Here is a 25,290-nt window from a genome sequence, read left to right as displayed (position 1 = left end):
TTATACCTCTCCTTCATATACAGAAACGACAGCTTGTGCAGCAATGCCTTCACGGCGCCCAATAGCACCTAGCATTTCGTTTGTTGTCGCTTTAATACTAATACGTTCTAATGGTATTTCTAAAACAGATTGTAAATTCGCCTTCATCGTATCGATGTGCGGCTTTAACTTAGGTGTCTCTGAAATAACCATAATATCTATATTATAGGCTTGTAACCCACGTTCTTTCAATAAGGAATTAACCTTTTCTAGTAAAAGCATGCTAGAAATCCCTTTATACTGGTCATCTTCAGGCGGGAAATAATATCCAATATCTCGTAAACCTGCAGCACCTAGCATGGCATCCATCAATGCATGAATGAGAACATCCGCATCGGAATGACCATCAGGACCAAGTTCAGATTCGATACGAACACCGCCAAGAATACAAGGGCGACCTGCTTTTAATTGATGAATATCATAACCAAATCCAACGCGCATACGTGTATCCTCAATTCCTAAATATCGTTTAGCTACTGCAATATCATTCGGTGTTGTTACCTTTATATTACAATAGTCTCCTTCAACTATATGTACAGGCTTTCCTATATACTCTACTAAAGATACATCATCTGTGCCAAGATACTTTGTTTCATAAGCCGCTTGATGAGCCTCTACAAACAAGTCTTTTTGAAAGCCTTGTGGCGTTTGAATTTGATATAACTCACTACGATGTAATGTTTCCAAAACATTATGATCTGTATTAACCCGTTTAATGGTATCCGTAGCCGGAACACCTACAGTAGCTGCACCATGGATATTAGCCGCCTCAGCTACATCACTAAACAGCTTAGTAGAAGCTAAAGGTCGCGCCCCATCATGAACAAGAACTATATTAGTATCCTCTGATACAGCCTTGAGTCCACATGCTACAGAATCTTGCCGTTCTTTTCCACCCAGTACGATGTGAACTGGAACAGTTAAATCTAACTCTTGAATATGTTTTGTCATAAACTCTTGTTCACCATCGGCTACAACAAGAATAATCTCATTCAAACCTTCAACCTTTGCTACATTTTGTAGTGTACGCTGAATGATAGAGAATCTCCCTAAAGGGATAAATATCTTATTTTCTTTATATCCCATACGGCGCCCGGCACCAGCGGCGAGAACAATACAACTAATTACCTTGTCCATTTTGTCCTCCATCTACACGAGCAAAGATCATGCGACCTGCACTCGTTTGTAATATGGATGTAACCATAACCTCTACGGTTTGGCCCACATAAGGTTTACCATCTTCCACAACAATCATTGTACCATCATCAAGATACGCAACGCCTTGATGTACCTCCTTGCCTTCTTTCATAATTTGCACGCGAATCCATTCGCCTGCAATGAGGGCTGGTTTAAGTACATTGGCTAGCTCATTAAGATTGAGTACTTCAATACCTTGTACACGAGCAACCTTATTTAAGTTAAAATCGTTAGTCATCAACTTCCATTGTTTATCTAAAGCGAGGCGCATCAATTTAGAGTCAACTTCTGTAAGATCATCATAGTCATCTTCTACCACTTCAATGGCTACCTTATTGGCATCTTGCATTTCTTTCAAAATATCGAGACCACGGCGACCACGATTGCGCTTTGTAGAATCTGCAGAGTCAGAAATAATTTGTAACTCATTCAATACAAAGAGTGGAACCATGAGAGGGCCTTCAATAAAACCTGTATTACATAGTTCCTTAATACGTCCATCAATAATAACAGAAGTATCTAATAATTTTGGCGTACTAGAAGCTTTATCAGATTTATGAGTAGAGAACATTTTAAAACGACTTGTTTTTTTACTTCCATCTCCGCCCCATTGCTGTACATAATTATTGTACATTTCAGGACCTTTACGAGCCATGATTTTAAGGCCACTATATCCAAAGATAGCACTCAATATAATAGGAATGTAAGGTCCTATAATAGGTACTTGATTGAATGCAACACCAATTAAATTTGCAATAATAAGACCGAATAATAAACCGATGGTGCCTGCAATCAATTCTTGATTTGGAATATGAGTGAGAATACGTTCTAATCGTTTAGCAATCACTAAACCTTGTTTTAAAATGAATGAAGAAATTAAATAACCAATAATAACGCCAATTAAAGTACCAAGAATTAATACTGAAATACGTGCAATGGTCAATGACATATCCCCAAAGGACTCGAATTGAGAGACCAAATATGGGTCGATAATAGGTGCTAAGCTATCCATTCCAACATAGGCCGCTGTACCTACGAGAATGGCTATTACATAGCGCAATATCCGATAAATCATCAAATCACCTCCTAATTAAGAAAATACCAGTTGCATTGCTTCTTGAATAGATTTAACGCCTCTAATCTTGATAGAACTATCATTATCCTTGATCTGCTTATAATTGCCTTCAGGAATAATAAACTTTTTAAAGCCTAATTTTTTAGCTTCATTAATACGCTGTTCAATACGTGGAATGCTACGAACATTACCAGTTAACCCAACCTCACCTAAAATGACCATATCAGTAGGAACGATGCGATTTTTTAAATTAGATACGATAGCAACAGCCATGGACAAGTCACAAGCTGGTTCGTTCACCTTGAGACCACCAATAACGTTAACGTACACGTCCTTATTACCTAATGTAAAACCACAGCGTTTTTCTAGTACTGCTAATAGCACAATTAGACGATTTAAATCATAACCTATGGCAGTCCGTCGTGGCATCCCAAAAGCAGTTGTAACAACAAGGCTTTGCACCTCTACAAGAATAGGACGAACCCCTTCAAGGTAAATCATAACGGCACTGCCGCTTTCCTCATCAGACCGTTCTGCCAACAACGAAGCAGAAGGATTAGAGAGCTCCTGCAGACCTTCCTCAACCATGGCAAAGATACCTGTTTCAGATGTGGATCCAAAGCGATTCTTAATGGAGCGCAAAATACGGAATTGGTAAGACCGTTCACCTTCAAAATAAAGTACCACATCCACCATGTGTTCTAACATACGGGGCCCCGCAATATTACCTTCCTTAGTAACGTGTCCAATGATTACTGTTGGAATATTGCGTTCTTTACAGAATCGAAGGAGTCGAGATGTACATTCTCGCACTTGGCTTACACTGCCTGGAGCAGCATCAATATCACCGGTATACATGGTCTGTATAGAGTCAATAACAAGTAAAGATGGCGTCATTGCATCAGCTTGCTCTAAAATATGATCTAAATCTGTATCGGCAATCACTTGTAAACGTTCACTATTAATATGAAGTCGTTCTGCTCGAAGTTTAAGCTGTAATTGAGACTCCTCACCAGATGCATAGAGAACCGTACCAACAGTATCGGCTACCTTTTGGGAAACCTGTAGTAATAATGTAGATTTACCGATGCCTGGATCGCCACCTAATAGCATTAAAGCACCAGGTACTATACCTCCACCTAATACACGATCAATTTCACCAAAGGTTGTAGATACACGAGCAATGGAGGAAATTTCAATATCCGGTAAAGCAGTTGGTTTTGTTGTTTGGTTTCCCACACCTCGTGAAGGTGTGCGGCTATGTTTAGTTTCTTTAATAATCTCTTCAACTAATGTATTCCATTCGCCACATTGTGGACAACGGCCCATCCACTTAGAGGATTCAGCCCCACAATTTTGACAGAAGAATACTGATTTTGCTTTTGCCATATTACCTCAAAACTGTTATAAAAGATAAAAAAGGTCATGAATGATAACCATTCATGACCTTTTATGCATAATTTTACTACATGGTTAACTATCACTATTCTATAGTATACCATTTAAGCCATATAATTTATATGAAAGGTAGTCATTAACTATATATTTTTGTATTTATATTAAACCGTTACAACAATATCGTTATCCTTTGCATCTGCTTTAATTGTTTTACCTGCTATCGCCTCACCTTTCAAAATAAGATCGGATACAGGGTCCTCAATTAAACGTTGAATAGCACGTTTTAAAGGACGAGCACCCATAGTAAAATCTGAACCTTCTTTAACAAGTAATTTCATAGCCTCAGGTGTAATTTCTAAGTGCAAATCACGTTCTCCAAGACGTTTTGTTACATCACTCATCAAAATAGTCACAATTTTTGTTAAGTCCTCTTCAGTTAACGGATGGAATACTATCATCTCATCAATACGATTCAAAAACTCTGGTCTGAAATGACTTTTGACTGCATCCATAACAGACTTTTTAGCCTCTTTAAAATCAATACTTTTAGCATCTTTAGCAGTAGATTCAGCTTTTTTTGGTGCTAAGAAGCCTAGTTCTGTAGAGTTCTTATGTAATGCTTTAGCTCCTAAATTACTAGTCATAATGATAACCGTATTTCTAAAGTCTACGGTTCTACCTTGACTATCTGTAAGTCGACCATCATCAAGTACTTGCAATAGGATATTAAAGAAATCTGCATGAGCCTTTTCTACTTCATCAAGTAAAATAACGCTATATGGTTTACGACGAACTGCATCAGTAAGTTGACCGCCCTCTTCATATCCTACATATCCAGGAGGAGCCCCAACTAGACGAGAAACAGTATGCTTTTCCATATATTCAGACATATCAAGTCGAATCATAGCAGATTCATCGCCGAACAAGGAGGATGCAAGAGCTCTTGCTAATTCAGTTTTACCAACCCCTGTTGGTCCAAGGAATAAGAATGAACCAATAGGACGTTTTGGATCCTTTAATCCAGCCCTTGCACGGCGCACAGCTTTCGCTACAGCTGTAACAGCATCATCTTGACCGATAACGCGTTTATGTAGCTCATCTTCTAAATGAAGCAAGGTTTCAGATTCTTCTTCTGCTATTTTAGCCACCGGAATACCCGTCCACTGAGCTACTACTGCAGCAATATCTTCTTCTGTAACTATTAGTTTTTGATCACTTTCCTCTTTAGCTACAGCTTTTTTATCGTCAATCTCTTTAACGAGAGCTTGCTCTTCATCACGAAGCTTAGCTGCTTTTTCAAAATCTTGAGATGTAACAGCAGCTTCCTTTTCCTTCTTTACCGTATTGAGTCGGTCTTCCAAAGCCTTAACATCTGGCGCTGCAGAAAAGACTTTCATACGCACCTTAGATGCAGCTTCATCAACCACATCGATAGCCTTATCAGGCAAAAATCGATCTGTAATATATCGACTAGATAAGGTAACAGCAGCTTTTAATGCCTCATCAGTAATTTTAGCCTTATGGAAAGCCTCATAGCGATCTCGCAACCCCATCAAGATTTCAAGAGCATCCTCTTCATTAGGTTCCCCTACTTGAATAGGTTGGAAACGACGCTCTAAGGCAGCATCTTTTTCAATATGCTTTTTGTATTCATCAAGTGTCGTAGCGCCAATCACTTGGAATTCACCGCGTGCCAAAGCTGGTTTTAAAATGTTTGCCGCATCCATTGCACCTTCAGTAGCTCCTGCGCCGACCAATGTATGAATTTCATCAATGAAGATAATCATATCATCATGTTCTTGCACTTCATCGATTGCTTTTTTCAAGCGTTCTTCAAATTCACCACGGTATTTTGCACCAGCTAGCATAGAGCTAATACTAAGAGAAATAATGCGTTTGTTGCGCAAAATTTCTGGCACATTGCCATTGACGATGCGTTGCGCCAATCCTTCAGCAATAGCCGTCTTACCTACACCAGGTTCACCGATAAGAACTGGGTTATTTTTAGTTCTACGGCTAAGAATTTGGATAACACGTTGAATTTCTGTATCACGACCAATGACAGGATCAATTTTACCTTGTTTTGCAGACTCATTTAGGTCCGTTGCGAAATCAGTTAAATCACCTAGGTCACCATTATGACTCACACCCTCTTGCCCATTATCATTGCCATTTGTATTAGAGCCAAGGATGTGACGAATCGCTTCTACTATATCGTCGGTACGAATATTCATAGCCCGTAGAATTCCAACTGCAACGCCACCACCGTCGCTGAGTAATCCTAAGAGAATATGCTCAGTACCAACGTAATTATGATTCATGCGATTAGCAACTTGAATAGCTAACTCAAGTACATGCTTAACGCGAGGTGTCATATATATGGAGGTTGCTTTTTTATTGCCGCGACCAACTTGTTCTTCTACAGCTTCAAAAACATCTTCTGTAACAATACCAAGCTCTTCTAAAGCCTTAGCGGCAACACCATTTTTAACCTTTGTAAGGCCGATGAGTACATGTTCAGTGCCTACATAGTCATGTCCTAGTTCCAGCGCTGCTTCTTGAGCAAAGGAAAGGACACGCTGTGCATCATCTGTAAATCGTTGCATCATAATATCACCTCATCTATCTATGTAAATTGTAATTATTTCTCTTCAAATATATGTAAACAATGGTAGACTATACCATTGGAATAGCTATTAACTAAACAAACAAATTTATAGTCAACTTGAATTTATCTTATTTACTCTAACCAAGTCGGAGTAGAGCCCTCAATTCTCAATACATAGTTATAAAATGATTATATGTGAATTTAGTTTTTGTAAATTTATATTAATGTGAAAGCTTTTGGCGGATTACCTTCGCCCGATAGCTATCACGCTCGATATCTGATAGATCATCATTTCCTGCATATTTAGAAAGAAAATTAGGTCTAGTTATGGCGATTAACTCATTAAATGAATCCTTACCCCAAGAAGGTAAAATCTCTAAGTCAACGCCTAATTGGATATCGCTAAGCTTTGTTAAGGCCTCTTTACCATTTACCCGACGCGCATATTGTAAAACACCATATGAGCGCCATAATACATCTTCTAAACCTTCTTTATCATTATGCAATAAGGATTGTCGAGATTTTCGCTCTTCTGCAATAATACCTTCTACAATCTTCGTCAATTGCTCGATAGTATCCTCTTCACTGACACCCATAGTACGTTGATTAGAAATTTGGTAAATATTTCCTAACGCTTCGGAGCCTTCCCCATATAATCCGCGTACAGAATAGCCTAATTGAATGATGCTACGAATAAGCCGTGTAATTCGTCCCGATATGGTCAATGCTGGCAAATGTAACATTACAGATGCCCTCAAACCTGTGCCTACATTAGTAGGACAAGCCGTTAAATAACCAAACCGTTCATCAAAAGCATATGGATATTTTGCTTCAATTGCCTTATCTATTTTTTGAGCATGTTCATAAGCTTCATGTAATCGCAATCCAGAGACCATAGATTGAATTCGCAAGTGATCTTCTTCATTCACCATAATCACAATAGATGCATCATCAGATATTACTAAATTGCGATATGGGAGCTTCTCCTCTAAGGCAGGACTCATCAAATGTTTTTCGACTAATATGGCGCGTTCACGCTCACTTAATTGCTCAAGATTGATATTGGAGTATTGATGTCCATCTGCTTCTTTTAAAGGTTGAAGCAAGCCTCTAGAAATAGTATTTACTTTTTCTAAAGATGACTTATCATTACGATTTGTAAACAATATTCCATCAAAATTGCGTGCTAATCGGATTCGACTAGATATGACAATATGATCGGTTGCATCCGTATCGTGTTGTAGCCATGGGCTTAAAGGAGAGTCTAATATAGTATCTAACATAATAAGAACCTCCTACTCTTTATCGCCACCAATGATGGCTTCCAATTCTTTTATTTTATCTCTTAAAATGGCTGCATCCTCGAAGTTCTCTTCTTGAATTGCTGAGTCTAATTGATGACGCAATCGCTTTAGTTCATACTTGGCTTTAAATACATTATGACCATGGCTAGGAACAGTTCCTTCATATTCAGAACTACCTTGTAATCGTTGTAATAACGGTCTTATTTCACTAGCAAAGGTTTCATAACATGTATCACAACCAAACTTGCCTACGCGGTTAAACTCATCATAAGTAATACCACATTGAGGGCAACGTTTAGACTGATGTGATTTTAATAAACTATCAGGATAGACCATATTCTTAAAGAAATCATTGGTAAAGAAGCTATCATCCCACATATCATTCATAAAGGAACTATAGGGAGATAATTTTCCCTCTTGTTGTAGTGCTGTAGCACAAGTATTGCACAGATGTTGTTCCGTTTTCTGATTATTTATAATATTTGTCATATGGATAGTAGCTTCATTTTTATGGCAATGATCACATATCACTGATCATCACTCCTTCCGTAGTGTATCCACCATTGTTGCGTATAGCTCACGAATTGCATTATTTCGATGTTCAATATCCGTATTTTCAATCAATGTAGCAAAAGAATTATGCATCAATTGAGCCTCACGACGAGTAATTTTTTCTGCTTGTAGTAATTGAAATAATGATTGGTCTACATCTTTTATATCAATTAAACGATCTACTGTATTTTGACCTTCATAAATACGATAGGTTGTTACAGCTGGTAGAGAATCAGAACTTTCTGGATTTAATTTTGTGATTCGAATATATCCACCTAATCCACGTCTTGATTCAACATCAAAGCCACGCTCATTGGAAAATCGCGTACTTAAAACATAACTAATTTGCGAAGGTGCACAATCTAACTCATCAGCTAATTCGTTACGCTTTAAAATTAATTTCTCTTGTTCTTCACGCATACGATCCAATATAAACTTTTCTATTTTATCAGCTATCATACTCATAAAAAACACCTCTTTAACATTTTATTTAATATATATTTTGACTATTTGCTTTTTACATATATCTATTATATTTGACTTTTTGACTTTAGTCAATATAAAGGTCAAATTTCTATACTATACATTTGACCTTTTAATACATCCCCCTATAATTGGACTTAATCTTAAATTATAGGTATAATAAATGAGATATATTTTTATGAAAGAAGGTGTTGTTATGGCAGAAGCATTAGGACAAGAACTTTTAATTGATTTATATTCCTGCGATGAAGATGCAATCTCATCCGCTACAGCTGTACAAGAAAGTGTAGCAACCGCATTTGATTTAGCTGACCTTGATGTTGATGAAATCAGTTGTCAAGTTATGGACGAGGAGATCGCCCTCCTATCTGTTGCACCAGGCTTTCACTTTACATTGCACACGTATCCTGCTCTAGGTTATGTGGCTGTTGATTTGTATTCTTTTGAGCAATCCTTACCGCTTACATTGATTATGAAAGCGTTACGTAAATCTTTCAGAGCTGAAAAGGTAAAAGCAACAAGTGTACAACGTGGCGACTTTGGTAACGAACGTGATATGAAACCACGTCGCAAAACTAAAATCACTACACTTGGTCGTGTCTCTCGCACACGTATCCAACTCAAACAAACAGGCGGCAAGTTGAAAAAACAAAGTGCTAAGGTTATCAAAACATTAGCTAAAAAAAGCGGCCTAAAAAAATAACACAAAAGGACTAACCTATAGGTTAGTCCTTTTTTAGATAGATGCCAAAAGGCTAGAGGAAATTCCTCTAGCCTTTTAAAGTTGATATTTTATTTATAATAGCTTATCTACGAACCATCATTTCTTCAAGGTCAAGAACATCAGCAATTTCATCAACATCATCACAAATGTATTCTGCATCAGCTTCTTTTAGTTCAGCTTCTGTACCATAACCATAAGTAACACCGATAGAGATACAGCCAAGTTCATTAGCTGCCTCTACATCATACTTGCGATCACCAACCATAAATGCCAAGCGACGACCATTGTCATCGGTCAATGGGTTACCACAAAGGGTAAGAGCCTTTTCAAGAATCTCTTTCTTATGCAATAAACCAGCCTCATAATTGGCACCTACAATGACATCAAAGTATGGTGTCAATTCAAAGTGGTCTAGAATATCTTTAGCATAATGTTCTGGTTTTGCAGTCGCTACAGCTATAGTATATTGTTCAGTTTTACATTTAGCTAATAAATCTACAATATTTGGATATACTTTATTTTCAAATTTACCGATGGTACCATACCGTTCACGGAATTTAAAGTATGTTTCTTCCGCTTGCTCAAAGGTCATACCACAATGTTCTTGGAACGCATCTACCAATGGTGGTCCTAAGAATAATTGTAATGTTTCTTCATCAGGTACATCGTAACCGAAATGTTCCAATGCAAATTTAATGCTTTTAAGAATGCCTTCTTGAGAATCCGTTAAAGTTCCATCTAAATCAAATAATATAGTCTTCTTCATATTATTTCTTTAAAGCCTCTTTCAATGTATGCCATGCAAGAACTGCACATTTAACACGTGCTGGCATGTTAGAAATATTTTGTAATGCCATAGCATCTTCTAATTCTTCTAACTCATTTTCATCGGTAATCTCTTTTTTGATCATACCTAAGAAAATTTCTACCAAACGAAGAGCTTCCTCAACGGATTTGCCCTTGATGATATCAATCATCATAGATGCAGATGCTTGGCTGATAGCACAACCAGAACCTGTGTATGCAGCATCTTTAATAATGCCATTTTCCACATTGAGTTGCAATGTTAGGTCATCACCACAACTTGGGTTATGGCCATGCTCAGAATTTGTAAAATGAGCTAATTCATGTTTATTACGCTTATCTTGGTTATGTTCCAAAATAAGTTCCGTATATAATTGATCCATTTCCATTGATGGTAAATCTCCTAATCTTTAAAACCCATTACTGAACGAACTGTCTTTAATACTTCAAGGAAAGCATCTAAATCTTCCTTACGAGTATATAAGTACATACTTAGACGAGTGGATGCAGATACGTTGTAGAATGCACCTAATGGTTGTGCACAGTGGTGACCGGAACGAACACAAATGCCCTTAGAATCCAAAATTGTAGCTACATCATGAGGATGTACATCATCTACTGTAAATGCAATTACGCCGTGTTTTTCCTTAGGATTTTGAGAGCCAATTACGTGAACATGTGGCAATTCAACAATCTTAGGAAGAATATATGCTACAAGTTCCTCTTCATAGGCTTCAATAGCATCCATGCCAAAGGATTCTAAATAATCAATAGCTGCATGCAAGGAAACGGCACCATCAGCATTTGGAGTACCAGCTTCGAATTTATATGGAAGCTCATTGAATGTAGCAGTTTGCTCTTTTACATATTCAATCATGTCACCACCCAATAGGAATGGAGGCATAGCTTCTAATAGTTCACGTTTACCATATAGTACACCAATACCTTGGGATGCACACATTTTATGGCCAGAGAATACGAAGAAATCGCAATCTAATGCTTGAACGTCGATTTTTTTATGAGGTGTAGATTGAGCACCATCTAGAACAACAATAGCGCCTACAGAGTGAGCCTTTTCAGTTAATTCTTTTACTGGGAATTCCATACCAAGCACGTTACTAACATGAGCAAAAGCGACGATTTTAGTATTTTCATCAATTTTATTGATTTCACCATCTTTTAAATGCCCATGTTCATCAAGGTACATGTATTCTAAAGTTGCCCCAGTTTGTTCTGCCACATATTGCCATGTTACAAGATTTGCATGATGCTCAGCAACAGTAATGACAATCTTGTCACCTTTTTTCACATTATGAAGACCATAGCTATGGGCAATCAAGTTCATAGATTCCGTACTATTACGTGTAAACACGACTTCTTCACGTTCGCGAGCATTGATAAATTCAACTACGCGATCCCGTGCATTTTCATAGTCTTCAGATGCTTCGATAGCCAAAATATGAGAACCACGATGTGGATTACCATTACGTTGTGTCATATGTTCCACAACACGGTCAATTACGGACTGTGGAATTTGTGCAGTAGCACCGCTATCTAAATAGATAACGCGGTGCCCATTATGCTCTTTATGTAATATAGGAAAGTCTTTGTATGCTTCTGCAATTGGTCTCATAAAAACGCCTCTTTAAATTTTATTACGTACAGCTACTAATGCTGCTTCTTCAATCGTTTCATCACCAATGCGATCAATAATAGGTCGAATCATAGATTCAACAATGATATGTTTTGCTTCTACTTCACTAAAGCCACGGCTCATGATATAGAACAATTTATTATGATCAATTTGGCCTGCACTTGCTGCATGGTTACCAACTACATTATCTTCTTTACACAATAATAGTGGCAAAGAAATAGATTTTACAGTAGGGTCTAACAACAAGCAAGTATCTTCTTCCGCGCCTTCAGCTGCAGTTGCACCATGAAGGAAATCAAGAGTACCACGGAAGGATTTTTTAGAATTACCACTAAGAGCACCTAAGGTATGAATATCACTGTAGGACTTTTTGCCACCATGACTCATAACCATAGAAATATCAAATTTTTGCTCTTTATTACCAAGATAAGCAATATCATGAATCATACGAGATTCTTGACCTACTAAATCGTGATAGTAATTCAAGATGTTTTCACTACCACCAATTTCAATATTGATGTATTCTACATCTGCTTTATCTTCTAATTTAGTGTATCGATGCTCGATATGTTGTACATGTTCAGGTAAAAGATTTACCTTTTTCACTACAACTTTACCAGCTTCTTTAACATCGTATTCGTTTAAATAGCTAACATTTGTCAATGCATCGCCAGAACCAGTTACATAGAATTGTACTTCTAATTCAGCACCTTCTCCAACGATAAATTGGAAACGGTTTGCCACACGAGCATTAGCATCAATGCGGATACCTACTACTTCTTTCGCCTTAGCAGGTACATTGATGGCATAGCCTTCTGCTTTTTCCACTAATAGTTGAACAGCTTCTTTATTAGCCCCTTCATAATTACCATCTAGCAATGCTGCACCAGCAGGTAATGGTGAAAGTATATTTTTATTCGCTTCTACAGCGATGGATTGTACCGCTGCATCTTCTCCAGCTAGAGAGCTTACAGTATGATTAACGCGTAACCATCTGAATGTCGGTCTAGGGAGTTCATTTAATAGTAATTCGCTCATAATTCCTCCTTAACCGATAGAACCTTCTAATTCAAGATTGATTAGATTGTTCATTTCTACTGCATATTCTAGTGGCAATTCTTTAGAGATTGGCTCTACGAAACCACGAACAAGCATAGCACGAGCTTCTTCTTCGCTGATACCACGAGTCATAAGGTAGAAAATTGCTTCATCGGAAATACGACCGATTTTTGCTTCATGACCTAAATCTACATTATCGTTTTCTACGATAATTGCTGGGATTGTATCAGATTGAGACTCAGCATCAAGCATCAAGGATTCACAAGAAACTGTTGCTTTAGAATGTTCCGCTTTAGGACCAATTTTCAAAAGGCCACGGTAAATTGCAGCGCCACCGGATTTAGAGATGGATTTAGAGTTTACATTACTTGTTGTATATGGTGCATTATGTACCACTTTACAGCCTGTATCAAGGAATTGGCCTTCACCAGCGAATGTTACCCCTGTAAATTCAGCATGCGCACCTTCACCGTTAAGAATACTCATTGGATACAAGCAAGAAACTCGGGAACCAAAGGAACCAGATACCCACTCGATTGTACCATTCTTACCTACTACACAACGTTTTGTGTTAAGGTTGTACATATTTTTGGACCAGTTTTCAATTGTAGAGTAACGCAATGTAGCATTGTCTTTAACGAACAATTCAACAGCGCCGGCATGAAGGTTAGATACATCATACTTAGGAGCAGAGCAACCTTCAATAAAGTGCAATTTAGCACCTTCTTCTACAATGATCATAGTATGTTCAAACTGACCAGCACCTGGTGCATTCAAGCGGAAGTAAGATTGCAATGGAATCTCTACTTGTACACCTGCTGGAACGTATACGAAGGAACCGCCAGACCAAACTGCACCATGAAGAGCAGCCCATTTATGGTCTGTAGGTGGAATCAATGTCATCCAGTATTTTTTTACGATTTCTTCATGCTCATGTAATGCTGTTTCAATATCAGTATAGATAACACCTTGTTTAACAAGATCTTCTTGAATACTGTGGTAAACAACTTCAGAGTCATATTGCGCACCAACACCAGCAAGAGATGTTTTTTCTGCTTCTGGAATACCTAAGCGGTCAAAGGTGCTTTTAATTTCTTCTGGAACTTCGTCCCAGTTTTCTTTCATATCTACTTTAGGCTTAACATAAGTATGGATGTTAGCCATATCTAAGCCAGAAATATCAGGAATCCAGTTTGGAATACCCATACGATTGTAGATTTCTAAAGATTTCAAACGGAAGTCAAGCATCCATTCAGGTTCATTTTTATTAGACCAAATTTCACGGATAATATCTTCTGTTAAACCGGCATCAGAAATATAAGAATATTCAAAGTCATTCTTAATATCATAGACACCACGGTCCATATCCGCGACTTGGGTTTTCTTTCTTTCTTCCATTGTGCCTCCTATGCTAATGCTTTGTATGCGTCGTAACCTTTTTCTTCGATTTCACGTACAAGAGAAGCATCACCAGTTTTAACGATCTTACCGTTGATCAATACATGAACATAGTCAGGTTTTAATTTTTGCAAGATTTGGTTGTGGTGAGTGATGATCAATACAGCATTGTCTTCGTTGTGGAAACGTTGTACGCCTTCGGATACGATACGAACCGCGTCTACGTCAAGACCGGAGTCAGTTTCATCAAGAATAGCCAATTTAGGATTCAAAATGGACATTTGAAGAATTTCATTTTTCTTGCGTTCACCACCGGAGAAACCTTCATTTACATAACGTTGTGCATAGGACAAATCAAAGGATAATTCATCCATTTTTTCTTTCAATTCTTTTTTGAAGGATAAGGCACGTACATTTTCACCAGTAATTGTAGATTTCGCTGTACGAATGAAGTTTTCTACAGTGATACCAGGAATAGAAATTGGGTTTTGGAAGGACATGAAAATACCAGCTTTTGCACGATCGTTTACTGCATCTTCTGTAATATCTTTACCGTCAAAAATAATGGAGCCGCTGTCTACAGTATATGTAGAGTTACCCATGATAGCATTAGCAAGTGTAGACTTACCTGCACCATTTGTGCCCATTACAACGTGAATTTCACCTTTATTAATTGTTAAGTTGATACCTTTCAAGATTTGTTTATCTTCAACGGATACCTTTAAATCTTTTATCTGAAGTAATTCAGCCAAAATGTTCACTCCTTTTTATTATGTATCCTCAATATCGAGGCATACAATCGTTATATGTAAAACGTATATACTGACACATATAAAAAGGCGGTACGCACTAACGTGAATACCGCCGTAATTCTCGCCAACTTAGCAAGTATGTGCATAACAATCTACAATTATTATACATTCTTATCTAAATGATAGCAAGATATTCCTACTAAAATATACAGGAATTAAAAGAATATCATATATTACATATATTGATAGGCTTTTAATAATATTCATTCTCATCCTATTCGATTCTCAATATTAAATTATAGATTGGAGAAATCAAGAGTGCCAAACAAATCATCATATGTTTCAGCACGACGAATTTGTGTAACAGAGCCATCTTTATGTAATAACAACTCAGCAGAACGCAATTTACCATTATAGTTAAAGCCCATGGAATGACCATGTGCACCAGCATCATGAATGATGATACGATCGCCAATATCAATTTTTGGCAATTCACGTTGGATTGCGAACTTATCGTTATTTTCACATAAGGAGCCTGTTACATCATATACATGGTCCTTAGGCGCATTTTCTTTACCCATTACAGTAATATGGTGATAAGAACCATATAATGCTGGACGCATAAGATTTGCCATGCAAGAATCAAGACCAATGTAATGACGATAAATATCTTTTTTATGAATTGCTGTAGAAACTAGGTAACCAAATGGACCTGTAACCATACGACCACATTCATAAGCTAATGCTACATCACCAAGGCCATTAGCTACTAGAATTCTATTATAGGCTTCTTCTACACCCTTGCTGAGCGCACGGAAGTCTACTGGTGTTTGTTCTGGCTTGTAAGCAACACCTACACCACCACCAAGATCGATAAACTCGACATTGATACCAAGTTCATTTTTAATATCTACAGCAAGATTGAAGCAAAGCTCTGCAGTACCAACTAAGCCATCGATATCAAGTTCATTAGAAACAACCATTGTATGGATACCAAAGTGTTTTACACCTTTTGCTTGTAGTTGTTTGTATGCTTCAAAAATTTGTTCACGAGTCATACCGTATTTAGCTTCTTCAGGAAGGCCAATAATCGTATTGCCCCCTTCTTTTAAGGAGCCTGGGTTATAACGAACGCAGAACGTATCAGGCAAAGAACCATGATTTTTTTCTAAATATTCAATATGAGTAATATCATCTAGGTTGATAATAGCACCCATTTCTAGTGCTTTTTTATATTCTACATATGGTGTGTCATTAGATGTGAACATAATGTCATGACCTGTAATGCCCACTTTTTCGCATAGCATCAACTCTGCCAAGGAAGAGCAGTCCGCACCTACCCCAAGTTTTTGTAACACACGCATAATATATGGATTTGGAGTCGCTTTTACAGCAAAATATTGTTTAAACCCTTTATTCCAAGAAAATGCATCGACGAAAGATTTCATATTTTCAATGATACCTTCTTCATCGTAAATATGAAATGGTGTTGGATATTGGGCAATAATATTTTCTAATTGTTCAGCTGTAAACGGAACTGTTTTTGTATTCATAATAACCTCGCTACACAAATAAAAGACTCATCAATCGACGAGTCTATTATCCTAATTATTATTTAAATAAAGCTTTATCTAGGCTATAGCGACCTGCACCTGCAAAGAACAACATAAGAGCACCAAATCCCATTTGAGATGGATAGTCCCAACTAAAGAAACTACCACTAAGATTTAATATCGTTGCTATTACTAATGTACCTATGAGTAACAAAGATCCAATCCGTGTAAATAGACCAATTGCTATAAGTACGCCGCCTATCATTTCAGCATATGCTGCCATAGTACCTAATATTTCATAACCACCAGGTACACCTAATGGTGCCAACATAGCTCCAACTTTATAAAGGCCTTCAGCACCGCTCAAATACTTTAAATATCCATGATAAAACATGGAAATACCAAGTGCCAAACGATAAACTAAGAGGCCAAAATTAACATAATTAGGTTTACTTTTAAAAATAAAGCTCAACATAGTAATCCTTCTTTCAGGTTAAATAACATCGAAATAATTCGATAACCATATTATAAAGGTCAGTAACTACTGTGTCAAACTAGACTCAATATTAAATTCTATAGAATTATAACATATGTTGTATACAAAATCAATTTTATCGATTTGATAATCTACATACAAAAATAATCCTAATGAAAAAGTGAACATATAGTTCCTAATTCATTAGGATTATTCTAAATCTTATAGATTATGCACTAAGCAGTTGATTACATCATACCGCCCATGCCACCCATTGGAGGCATTGCAGGAACTGCAGCATTTTCTTCTACTTTGTCAGCTACGATTGTTTCAGTAGTCAATACAAGAGATGCAATGGATGCAGCATTTTGAAGAGCAGAACGTGTAACTTTTGCAGGATCCACGATACCAGCTTTTACCATATCGATGTATTCTTCAGTTAAAGCATTGAAACCAACGCCAGCTTCAGTATTTTTAACTTTTTCAACTACAACGGAGCCTTCAAGACCAGCATTGTAAGCTATTTGACGAAGAGGTTCTTCTACTGCACGTTTAACAAGATTGATACCTGTTTGAACATCACCAGTAGCTTCCAATGTGTTCAATGCAGGGATGATGTCGATGAATGTAGTACCACCACCAGCTACGATACCTTCTTCAACAGCAGCGCGAGTTGCGTTCAATGCGTCTTCGATACGAAGTTTTTTATCTTTCATTTCAACTTCTGTAGCAGCACCTACTTCGATAACTGCAACACCACCGGACAATTTAGCAAGACGTTCTTGTAATTTTTCACGGTCGAATTCAGAAGTTGTTTCTTCCACTTGTGCACGGATTTGGCTAACGCGTTTAGCAATTACATCTTTATCGCCTACACCATCGATGATTGTAGTTTCATCTTTAGTAATGCGAACTTGACGAGCCGTACCAAGGTCAGTAAGTTCTACGGAATCAAGTTTACGACCCATATCTTCAGTAATTACAGTACCACCAGTCAAGATAGCGATATCTTCAAGCATAGCTTTACGACGGTCACCGAAGCCAGGAGCTTTAACTGCTACAGCTTTGAATGTACCACGTAAGCGGTTTACTACCAATGTAGCCAATGCTTCACCTTCTACATCTTCAGCAATGATAAGAAGTTCTTTACCTACTTTTACCACTTTTTCAAGTGTTGGCAACATATCAGCGATAGCACTGATTTTACGGTCAGTGATCAAGATGTATGGATTATCCATAACTGCTTCCATACGATCAGGATCAGTTACCATGTAAGGGGAAATGTAACCGCGGTCAAATTGCATACCTTCTACTACGTTTAATGCAGTTTGCAAGCCTTTGGATTCTTCAACAGTGATAACGCCGTCGTTACCAACTTTTTCCATAGCTTCAGCAATCAAGCCACCAATTTCTTCATCAGCTGCAGATACGCTAGCAACTTGTGCGATTTCAGCTTTACCAGAAACTTTAATGGAGCGTTTTTTAATTTCTTCTACCAAAGTTTTTACTGCTGTTTCAATACCTTTTTTCAAGATCATTGGGTTAGCACCAGCTGCTACGTTGCGCATACCTTCTTGAATCATAGCTTGTGCCAATACAGTTGCAGTAGTAGTACCGTCACCTGCTACGTCATTAGTTTTAGTAGCAACTTCTTTAACTAATTGAGCACCCATGTTTTCAAATGGATCTGGAAGTTCGATATCACGAGCAATTGTTACACCATCGTTTGTGATTGTTGGAGAACCGAATTTTTTATCCAATACAACATTACGGCCTTTTGGTCCTAATGTAACTTTTACAGCATTTGCCAATTGATCAACGCCACGACCTAAAGCGCGACGAGCTTCTTCATTAAACAAGATTTCTTTTGCCATATGTATTACCTCCTAGATAGTAACACTATCCAATGTATAGAAATATATGCCCTAAGGCAATATAGAATGTATCATTAATATGTATAGCCGTGAAAGCTATTAATCAGCTATTATAATACTGCCAAAATATCGCGTTCGCTAATGATCAAGTGAGTAGCGCCATCGATTTCTAATTCGCTACCAGCATATTTTGCGAACATAACAGTATCGCCAACTTTAACTTCTGGAGCTACACGTTGACCATTGTCATAAACTTTACCAGCACCTACAGCTACTACTACACCTTCTTGAGGTTTTTCTTTTGCTGTATCAGGAAGGAAAATACCACTTTTAGTTTTTTCTTCTTTTGCTTCTAAACGGATAAGAACGCGGTCAGCCAATGGTTTTAACATATGATGTCACTCCTTATTTACTAGTTATTATTTACAATTTATTAGCACTCTAAGTTACCGAGTGCTAATCACATGTATTATTATAACCGATGTCAAAATAAATGCAAGCAGAAATTTTGATTTTTTGACTTTTTAGTTTTTATTTGATATTAGACACAAAAAAAACTAGTATAAGTTTTATCCTTATACTAGTCTTTTCATCTATTTAGAAACTTGATTTATTAATGCTTTACAGATATTAACAATACTATCTCGTTTCTTCATACTTAGGGCACGAATGCGATTATACGCTTCCTCTTCAGATATAGAGTATAAATCCATCAATATACCGGTCCCCTTTTGAATGATTTTACGATCTTCTAATGACTGTTCTAATTCAGCCATTTTTTCGCGAAGCTGCGCATCACTATGATAACGGCCTAAGGCCATTTCTAAGGTGGGAACCAATTGCTCTTCACGTACAGGTTTTATTAAATAGCCATAAACGCCAGATTCTCTAGCCTTATTAATTAAATCCTGTTGACTATAACTTGTTAATAGTACGACTGGTGCTTCATGGTGAAAGCCAATTTGACGTGCTGCTTCGATGCCATCTAATTCCGGCATTTTTACATCCATAAGAACAATATCAGGCTTATATTCTTTACAAAGTTTAATGGCTTCTACCCCATTAGTGCCTTCTGCTACAACTTCATGACCACAGGATTCAATAATATCGCGTAGATCCATACGTATAAGGGATTCATCATCCACTATTAAAACGCGCATTTACTTCTCCTTCTTCATATGTATTGTTACGAGTACACCAACATCTGTATTTTCTACAGATAATTTACCTTTTAACTCATGGGTAACCAAATTATTAATGATAGTTAGTCCTAAGCGCTTATTGGAGTTAATAGAAAACTCTGGAGGTAACCCTTTCCCCGTATCAGAAAAAGCTAATACAATATATTCATCTAACTCTGTAAGAGCTAAACGAATCTCTCCATTTTTACCATCTAAGCCATGTTCAAGGCTATTGGTAATTAGCTCATTAATTATGAGGGATACATAACTTGCCATATGAGAGGAAATCAACATATCCTCTCCACTGTAAGTAAAGGTAACATCTTGGTCTTGTTGAACCATACTCATACGCAATAAGCGACAAAGCTCGTCATAAATTGATCGGATACCTATATAATCCTCGTCATAATGGGATACAATATCGTGAACTAATGCCATACTTTCAATACGATTTATTCCCTCTTGCAAGGCTTGTTTAACCTCAGGTAAGCTAGAACGTCTAGCCTCCATACGCAACAATCCAGCTACCGTTTGTAAATTGTTTTTTACACGATGGTGAACCTCTTTAATAATCGAGTTCTTTACCAGCAATTCTTGTTGCTGCTTACTTTCACGGGTACAATCGTGAAGCACGAGGAAACAACGTGTTTCATTACGGCCCATAGCAATAGGAATCATATGTTGACGAATGACCATATCTTGATAGATTTCTTCACTAGTGTATATCGTTCTATCATCTAACACTTGTTGGATGGCTGAAACTTTTAAGGTACTGCTATAAATCGACGAGCCCACAAGTCGTCGGTCAAATCCTAGCAAATCTACTAGTTGTACAGCCGCCTCATTACCATACAGAATTCTATGAGAATCATCAAAAATAATTAAACCGTCAAAATATGAGATTGGTTCATACGATTGTATTTGCTCATCCGTAGCAGTCAGCATGAGCCGTTGCATCGTATCTGACAAGGTATATTCTTGCTCATATTGCTCTATCTTAATAGACGGAGACACGGTAAAAGCTATGCCCCCAATAATACGACCACCATTATCTACAACAGGAAAAACATGTTGTCGTTGATCATGTTCTACCCCAATAAGCGGTTGTCCATTTTCCATCATAGAATGCCATGTATTATTCCCTTTTAACTGTCGAGTAATAACACCTTGGTCACTTCGTTCAATACACAGCATATCGGCACGATGATGCATAGTACCTTGTGAGGACTCTAGAAGGGGTGTAAAAATCTGTATCCTTTGACGGGTCAATGACTCGCCAAAGGATATAAGTTTACTAATATGCTCTAATAATGAGGTTTGTAATGGACCTAATGGTGTTGTATTTAAAATATCTTGACCGATATCCACGATTAATCCTCTTTCCAAGATACATGACCAATTTCAACACTTGGTTTTGCATTCAATGTTAAATCTGCGAATTTACCGGCTTGGGCCATATAATAAGCGCGACAACCAATCATCGCTGCATTATCAGTGGACAAAATTTTATGAGGCTTGTAATAGGTAAATCCTTCTTTTTCGCACATCTTTTGTAATGCTGTTTGTAAACCTTTATTAGCAGAAACGCCACCAGCTATGGTAATACGAGTTTCCCCCAATGTATGCGCTGCATCTCGTGTTTTCTCAACTAATACATCTACAATCGCCTTTTGGAAGGATGCTGCAACGTCTGCTTGATTTATCGGTTCATTCTTTTGCTGCTTACTATTTAAATAGTTTAACACAGCAGATTTTAAGCCACTAAAACTAAATTCAAAATTACCGGGCTCACTCAAAGCCTTTGGAAATTCAATAGCATCTGGATTCCCTTCAAGAGCTAAAGCATCGATATGAGGGCCACCTGGGTAAAGGAACCCCATAACGCGAGCAATTTTATCAAATGCTTCCCCTGCTGCGTCATCCCGAGTTTGTCCAAGGATATCAAACTCTTCATAGCCTTTTACATGCACTAACATGGTATGACCACCAGATACAACGAGGCTCAAAAATGGAGGTTCCAATTCTGGATTGGCTAAGAAATTAGCAAAAATATGACCTTCCATATGATGAACTGGTACCAAAGGAATACCTGTAGCAAAGGATAACCCCTTTGCAGCAGCTACACCAACCAATAATGCCCCTACAAGTCCTGGACCATAGGTAACGCCAATATGATCGATGTCTTGTAAGGTTACATTTGCATCGCGCAATGCTTGATCTATAACCGGTATAACTTGTTCAATATGATGGCGTGATGCGATCTCTGGTACAACACCACCAAATTTTCTATGAATAGGCACTTGGCTAGAAATTACATTAGATAAAACAGTACGCCCATCCTTTAGGACGGATGCAGATGTTTCATCACAACTACTTTCCAAGGCTAATGTGTATATACTCATTCTATTTCCTCTGAAACGAGAGACATAATATAAGCATCCTCTTTTGGCTCCGAATAATAATCTTTGCGAATTCCTTTAACAGTAAATCCTAGATTTCTATACATTGCCAAGGCAGGTAAATTAGATATGCGTACCTCCAAGAAGATTTCATGCATCCCTCTATTCAAACATTCATCTATTAATTCTTTAGTAAGTTTTGAGCCATATCCCTTACCACGAGCGGAAGGTAAAATAGCAATATTCGTGATTTGTCCTTCATCGTATACAAGCCAAGCACCAGCATAACCCACAATATGATTTCCTTCACAAATAACCATATATAGCTTATTATCGGCCCCTTCAAGTTCAGCAAGTACAGATTCCAAGCTCCATGGAACAGAAAAGGACTGTTGCTCTATCTCATAAATGGCTTGAGCATCATCTACCGTAGCTAACCGAATCTCCATTATTCTGCTCCTGCCGCTTCGGTAACAACAACTGTAGGATTTTGGTTTAACATGTCTGGATTATCCTTATGTCGTTCCTCCCATAAAACCTCTGCTTCAGAGCGACGGATATAATAAGGAACCATATCCATTGGATCACATATTTCTTCACGGATAACTAAGTCGCGTCCCGCTAAAAGTAAAGAACTGGCTTTTGGAATGCGTTGTGAAATATCTAGAATAGTCAAATTAGTATCGTTTTCGTCTAAAAGCTTTTCAATACGCTTGATACCATCACCTAAGAATAAGACCTCTTCCTTAGTTTCTCGGAACTTTTCTAATAAATCACTAACCGCAATAACAAACGGTTCCTCTTTACATACTAGCTCATTGTTTTCATATCGATATAGACCTGCATATACATGCTTTTTCTGAGCATCTATTACAGTACAGATAGTTCTATTTGTATATGAAACATTATAAGCCAAACTATCCATGGTCATCACACCGTACAATGGAATTTGTAAGGCATAAGCTATAGCTTTTGCAGTCCCCATACCTATACGCAATCCCGTAAATGAACCAGGACCAATGCTAACTATAATACCTTTTAGTTCATTCTTTTTTACTTGTGAGGCTCGCAACAACATGTCGATGTGAGGTATTAGCTGCTCAGAATGAGTTAATCCCGCTTGAATGGTTAGTTCACCAATCAAGTTTGTTTCATCCATTAAGGCCACACTCGATACGAGCGAACTTGTCTCAATTCCCAACCACATATGGGCCTCCTATATCTACTAAATCATCTTTTGTAAGATAATCACTACTTAACGTAATGGATCGGCTTGTATTATCAATACGAGTTAAATATATCCATAATGTTTCATCTGGTAATTCATCAGAAAATTTATCAGCCCACTCCACAATGGATACACAGTCCTCTGTATATTCGTAAAAGCCAATATTTTCTAGCTCACTTATATCATCCAACCGATATACATCAAAATGATATAAATGTGTTCTATCAACATCGTAAGTATTCATGATAGCAAACGTAGGGCTAGTAATCTCCTCTGTAACGCCAAAGCCTTTCGCAATGCCTTGGGATAGATGTGTTTTTCCGGTCCCCAAATCACCAATTAAGGCAATACATAAAGGGTCCCCACTTTGTTTGACCCATTTGCCTAATAATTGTCCAAATTGTTGTGTATCTTCGACTGTATGAGTCTCTAATTGAACCTGCACCTTATGATTCATGAAAATGATTATATCCTTTCGCTTCTATGGTCTTAATCGTTTTATCCGGTGTTACCATCTGCACCTGAGCTGGTCCAGATACAACTTCACCAATTATTGTAATGCCTGCTAAATTCTCTAATTTAGAAAATAATGATTTAGGAGCCGTAAATACTAGTTGAAAGTCTTCACCACCATACAATGCATAATCCACTGGATTAGTCTGCAAATACTTAGCTAATTCATAAGTCTCCTCATGTAGTGGAATAGCTTTTTCCTCAATAACAATCGATACATTGCTAGCCGATGCAATTTCATTTAATTCACTACCGAGACCATCACTAATATCATTCATACTATGAATACCTAATTGTCTCAACTGTTGGCCCAATTCTATTTGTGGATCTGGACGTTGATGACCAATCTTGGTCATATGATAACCATCTAAATTATATGATAAAGCGCCCAAACCTGTAGCAGCATAACCTACGTAATTTGTAATGCCCACAATATCACCTACTTGCGCACCGCTACGCATAATAGCAGTTCCTTTAGGGACATCTCCGATAATTGTAACGGTCCATACCATGGGTCCTTCCGTACGCACCGTATCCCCACCAAGTATATTAAGATGATATTTTGCGCATTGATCTTTAATGCCTCTATAAACTTCATCAAGAATAGCCGTATCAACATATTCAGGTGCCGCCACAGATAGCACAATTTGACGAGGAGTACCACCCATAGCAGCAATATCACTCAAATTGGCCGTCATGAGACGATAGCCTACATCATAGGGCTTCATATAGTGAAAGCTAAAGTGAACCCCTTCCACCATCGTATCAGTGCTAATTAATTGATCTGTTTCTTCCTTAGCACTATATACAGCACAATCATCACCAATTCCTGTAATCACAGTACTTAAATCATGTATCGTATTATCTTGAATGTGGCGAATGAAATTAAATTCCCCTACATCTTTTAATTGCATCTCATCACCTGGCTTCCGATTAGTATACATATTGTATTGTAACATATATAAAAGACAACAAAAATAGCAGATAGTTGATATATCAACTATCTGCTATCAATGAGCC

25 protein-coding genes are annotated in these 25,290 nt (G+C 37.6%); 1 reads left to right on the top strand and 24 read right to left on the bottom strand.

The annotated features are described in order from the left end of the window. The 7 genes from ispD to ACSV5T_RS01380 all read right to left on the bottom strand — a co-directional run bounded on the left by ispD (position 1) and on the right by ACSV5T_RS01380 (position 8,638). Positions 1 to 1,176 carry a 2-C-methyl-D-erythritol 4-phosphate cytidylyltransferase gene (gene ispD / locus ACSV5T_RS01410; RefSeq protein WP_438320068.1) on the bottom strand — a complete coding sequence of 392 codons (1,176 nt, stop codon included), beginning with the start codon at positions 1,174 to 1,176 and terminating at the stop codon, positions 1 to 3. Continuing rightward, positions 1,160 to 2,311 (bottom strand): PIN/TRAM domain-containing protein, encoded by a 1,152-nt coding sequence (locus tag ACSV5T_RS01405; protein WP_178884862.1) that lies wholly within the window; start codon positions 2,309 to 2,311, stop codon positions 1,160 to 1,162. The genes ispD and ACSV5T_RS01405 overlap by 17 nt, the downstream gene beginning before the upstream one ends. 15 nt (positions 2,312 to 2,326) lie before the next feature. Beyond that, positions 2,327 to 3,700 (bottom strand): DNA repair protein RadA, encoded by a 1,374-nt coding sequence (radA, locus tag ACSV5T_RS01400; RefSeq protein ID WP_024065771.1) that lies wholly within the window; start codon positions 3,698 to 3,700, stop codon positions 2,327 to 2,329. Positions 3,701 to 3,870: 170 nt separating this feature from the next. Further along, positions 3,871 to 6,318 (bottom strand): ATP-dependent Clp protease ATP-binding subunit, encoded by a 2,448-nt coding sequence (locus ACSV5T_RS01395; RefSeq protein ID WP_438320067.1) that lies wholly within the window; start codon positions 6,316 to 6,318, stop codon positions 3,871 to 3,873. A gap of 220 nt (positions 6,319 to 6,538) precedes the next feature. After that, positions 6,539 to 7,600, bottom strand: coding sequence for a protein arginine kinase (locus ACSV5T_RS01390; RefSeq protein WP_438320066.1), 1,062 nt, complete (start codon positions 7,598 to 7,600; stop codon positions 6,539 to 6,541). Positions 7,601 to 7,612: 12 nt separating this feature from the next. Next, on the bottom strand, positions 7,613 to 8,110 hold the full coding sequence (locus ACSV5T_RS01385; RefSeq protein ID WP_438320065.1) for a UvrB/UvrC motif-containing protein: 498 nt from the start codon (positions 8,108 to 8,110) through the stop codon (positions 7,613 to 7,615). A gap of 48 nt (positions 8,111 to 8,158) precedes the next feature. Next, positions 8,159 to 8,638: a CtsR family transcriptional regulator gene (locus ACSV5T_RS01380; protein ID WP_024065767.1), complete on the bottom strand. Its 480-nt coding sequence runs from the start codon at positions 8,636 to 8,638 to the stop codon at positions 8,159 to 8,161. Positions 8,639 to 8,852: 214 nt separating this feature from the next. Between ACSV5T_RS01380 and ACSV5T_RS01375 the strand changes: the two genes are divergently transcribed. Continuing rightward, positions 8,853 to 9,359: an S-adenosylmethionine decarboxylase family protein gene (locus ACSV5T_RS01375; RefSeq protein WP_005386379.1), complete on the top strand. Its 507-nt coding sequence runs from the start codon at positions 8,853 to 8,855 to the stop codon at positions 9,357 to 9,359. Between the two features lie 103 nt (positions 9,360 to 9,462). On the opposite strand, the gene ACSV5T_RS01370 is transcribed toward ACSV5T_RS01375, so the two are convergent. From ACSV5T_RS01370 to thiL, 17 genes are all read right to left on the bottom strand, one after another. After that, entirely contained in the window at positions 9,463 to 10,146 is a 684-nt protein-coding gene (locus ACSV5T_RS01370; protein WP_295781764.1) for an HAD hydrolase-like protein, read from the bottom strand. A 1-nt stretch (position 10,147) separates the two neighbouring features. Further along, entirely contained in the window at positions 10,148 to 10,573 is a 426-nt protein-coding gene (gene sufU / locus ACSV5T_RS01365) for a Fe-S cluster assembly sulfur transfer protein SufU (protein ID WP_438320064.1), read from the bottom strand. Between the two features lie 14 nt (positions 10,574 to 10,587). After that, on the bottom strand, positions 10,588 to 11,817 hold the full coding sequence (locus ACSV5T_RS01360) for a SufS family cysteine desulfurase (protein ID WP_438320063.1): 1,230 nt from the start codon (positions 11,815 to 11,817) through the stop codon (positions 10,588 to 10,590). Between the two features lie 12 nt (positions 11,818 to 11,829). Next, on the bottom strand, positions 11,830 to 12,876 hold the full coding sequence (locus ACSV5T_RS01355; protein WP_438320062.1) for a SufB/SufD family protein: 1,047 nt from the start codon (positions 12,874 to 12,876) through the stop codon (positions 11,830 to 11,832). A gap of 9 nt (positions 12,877 to 12,885) precedes the next feature. Next, entirely contained in the window at positions 12,886 to 14,295 is a 1,410-nt protein-coding gene (gene sufB, locus ACSV5T_RS01350) for a Fe-S cluster assembly protein SufB (RefSeq protein WP_295231997.1), read from the bottom strand. A gap of 8 nt (positions 14,296 to 14,303) precedes the next feature. After that, entirely contained in the window at positions 14,304 to 15,047 is a 744-nt protein-coding gene (gene sufC, locus ACSV5T_RS01345) for a Fe-S cluster assembly ATPase SufC (protein ID WP_039969146.1), read from the bottom strand. A 296-nt stretch (positions 15,048 to 15,343) separates the two neighbouring features. Next, complete coding sequence (locus tag ACSV5T_RS01340; protein WP_438320060.1) at positions 15,344 to 16,600, bottom strand: diaminopimelate decarboxylase family protein; 1,257 nt, start codon at positions 16,598 to 16,600, stop codon at positions 15,344 to 15,346. A 58-nt stretch (positions 16,601 to 16,658) separates the two neighbouring features. Then, entirely contained in the window at positions 16,659 to 17,075 is a 417-nt protein-coding gene (locus tag ACSV5T_RS01335; protein WP_438320059.1) for a DoxX family protein, read from the bottom strand. A gap of 248 nt (positions 17,076 to 17,323) precedes the next feature. Further along, positions 17,324 to 18,949 (bottom strand): chaperonin GroEL, encoded by a 1,626-nt coding sequence (gene groL, locus ACSV5T_RS01330; RefSeq protein WP_105089275.1) that lies wholly within the window; start codon positions 18,947 to 18,949, stop codon positions 17,324 to 17,326. A 110-nt stretch (positions 18,950 to 19,059) separates the two neighbouring features. Continuing rightward, positions 19,060 to 19,341: a co-chaperone GroES gene (groES, locus tag ACSV5T_RS01325; protein WP_004696047.1), complete on the bottom strand. Its 282-nt coding sequence runs from the start codon at positions 19,339 to 19,341 to the stop codon at positions 19,060 to 19,062. A gap of 201 nt (positions 19,342 to 19,542) precedes the next feature. Continuing rightward, entirely contained in the window at positions 19,543 to 20,109 is a 567-nt protein-coding gene (locus ACSV5T_RS01320) for an ANTAR domain-containing response regulator (RefSeq protein WP_370816060.1), read from the bottom strand. Further along, on the bottom strand, positions 20,110 to 21,498 hold the full coding sequence (locus ACSV5T_RS01315; protein WP_438320058.1) for a sensor histidine kinase: 1,389 nt from the start codon (positions 21,496 to 21,498) through the stop codon (positions 20,110 to 20,112). A 2-nt stretch (positions 21,499 to 21,500) separates the two neighbouring features. Further along, positions 21,501 to 22,532, bottom strand: a complete 1,032-nt coding sequence (tsaD, locus tag ACSV5T_RS01310) for a tRNA (adenosine(37)-N6)-threonylcarbamoyltransferase complex transferase subunit TsaD (RefSeq protein ID WP_438320057.1) — start codon at positions 22,530 to 22,532, stop codon at positions 21,501 to 21,503. Further along, positions 22,529 to 22,978 (bottom strand): ribosomal protein S18-alanine N-acetyltransferase, encoded by a 450-nt coding sequence (rimI, locus tag ACSV5T_RS01305; protein WP_303931868.1) that lies wholly within the window; start codon positions 22,976 to 22,978, stop codon positions 22,529 to 22,531. Before rimI ends, tsaD begins: the two co-directional genes overlap by 4 nt. Beyond that, positions 22,978 to 23,736 carry a tRNA (adenosine(37)-N6)-threonylcarbamoyltransferase complex dimerization subunit type 1 TsaB gene (tsaB, locus tag ACSV5T_RS01300; protein ID WP_438320056.1) on the bottom strand — a complete coding sequence of 253 codons (759 nt, stop codon included), beginning with the start codon at positions 23,734 to 23,736 and terminating at the stop codon, positions 22,978 to 22,980. The genes rimI and tsaB overlap by 1 nt, the downstream gene beginning before the upstream one ends. Next, positions 23,720 to 24,214, bottom strand: a complete 495-nt coding sequence (gene tsaE, locus ACSV5T_RS01295) for a tRNA (adenosine(37)-N6)-threonylcarbamoyltransferase complex ATPase subunit type 1 TsaE (protein ID WP_438320055.1) — start codon at positions 24,212 to 24,214, stop codon at positions 23,720 to 23,722. Before tsaE ends, tsaB begins: the two co-directional genes overlap by 17 nt. Beyond that, the gene (gene thiL, locus ACSV5T_RS01290; RefSeq protein WP_438320054.1) at positions 24,204 to 25,184 is read right to left on the bottom strand and encodes a thiamine-phosphate kinase; all 981 of its coding nucleotides are present in this window, start codon (positions 25,182 to 25,184) and stop codon (positions 24,204 to 24,206) included. The genes tsaE and thiL overlap by 11 nt, the downstream gene beginning before the upstream one ends. Positions 25,185 to 25,290 lie beyond the last annotated feature (106 nt).

It is taken from the genome of Veillonella sp. ZSJB6 (assembly GCF_051549505.1).
Classification (GTDB): Bacteria; Bacillota; Negativicutes; order Veillonellales; family Veillonellaceae; genus Veillonella.
The sequence above is the reverse complement of the archived record's forward strand: the minus strand, read 5'-3'. Positions and strand labels throughout refer to the sequence as shown.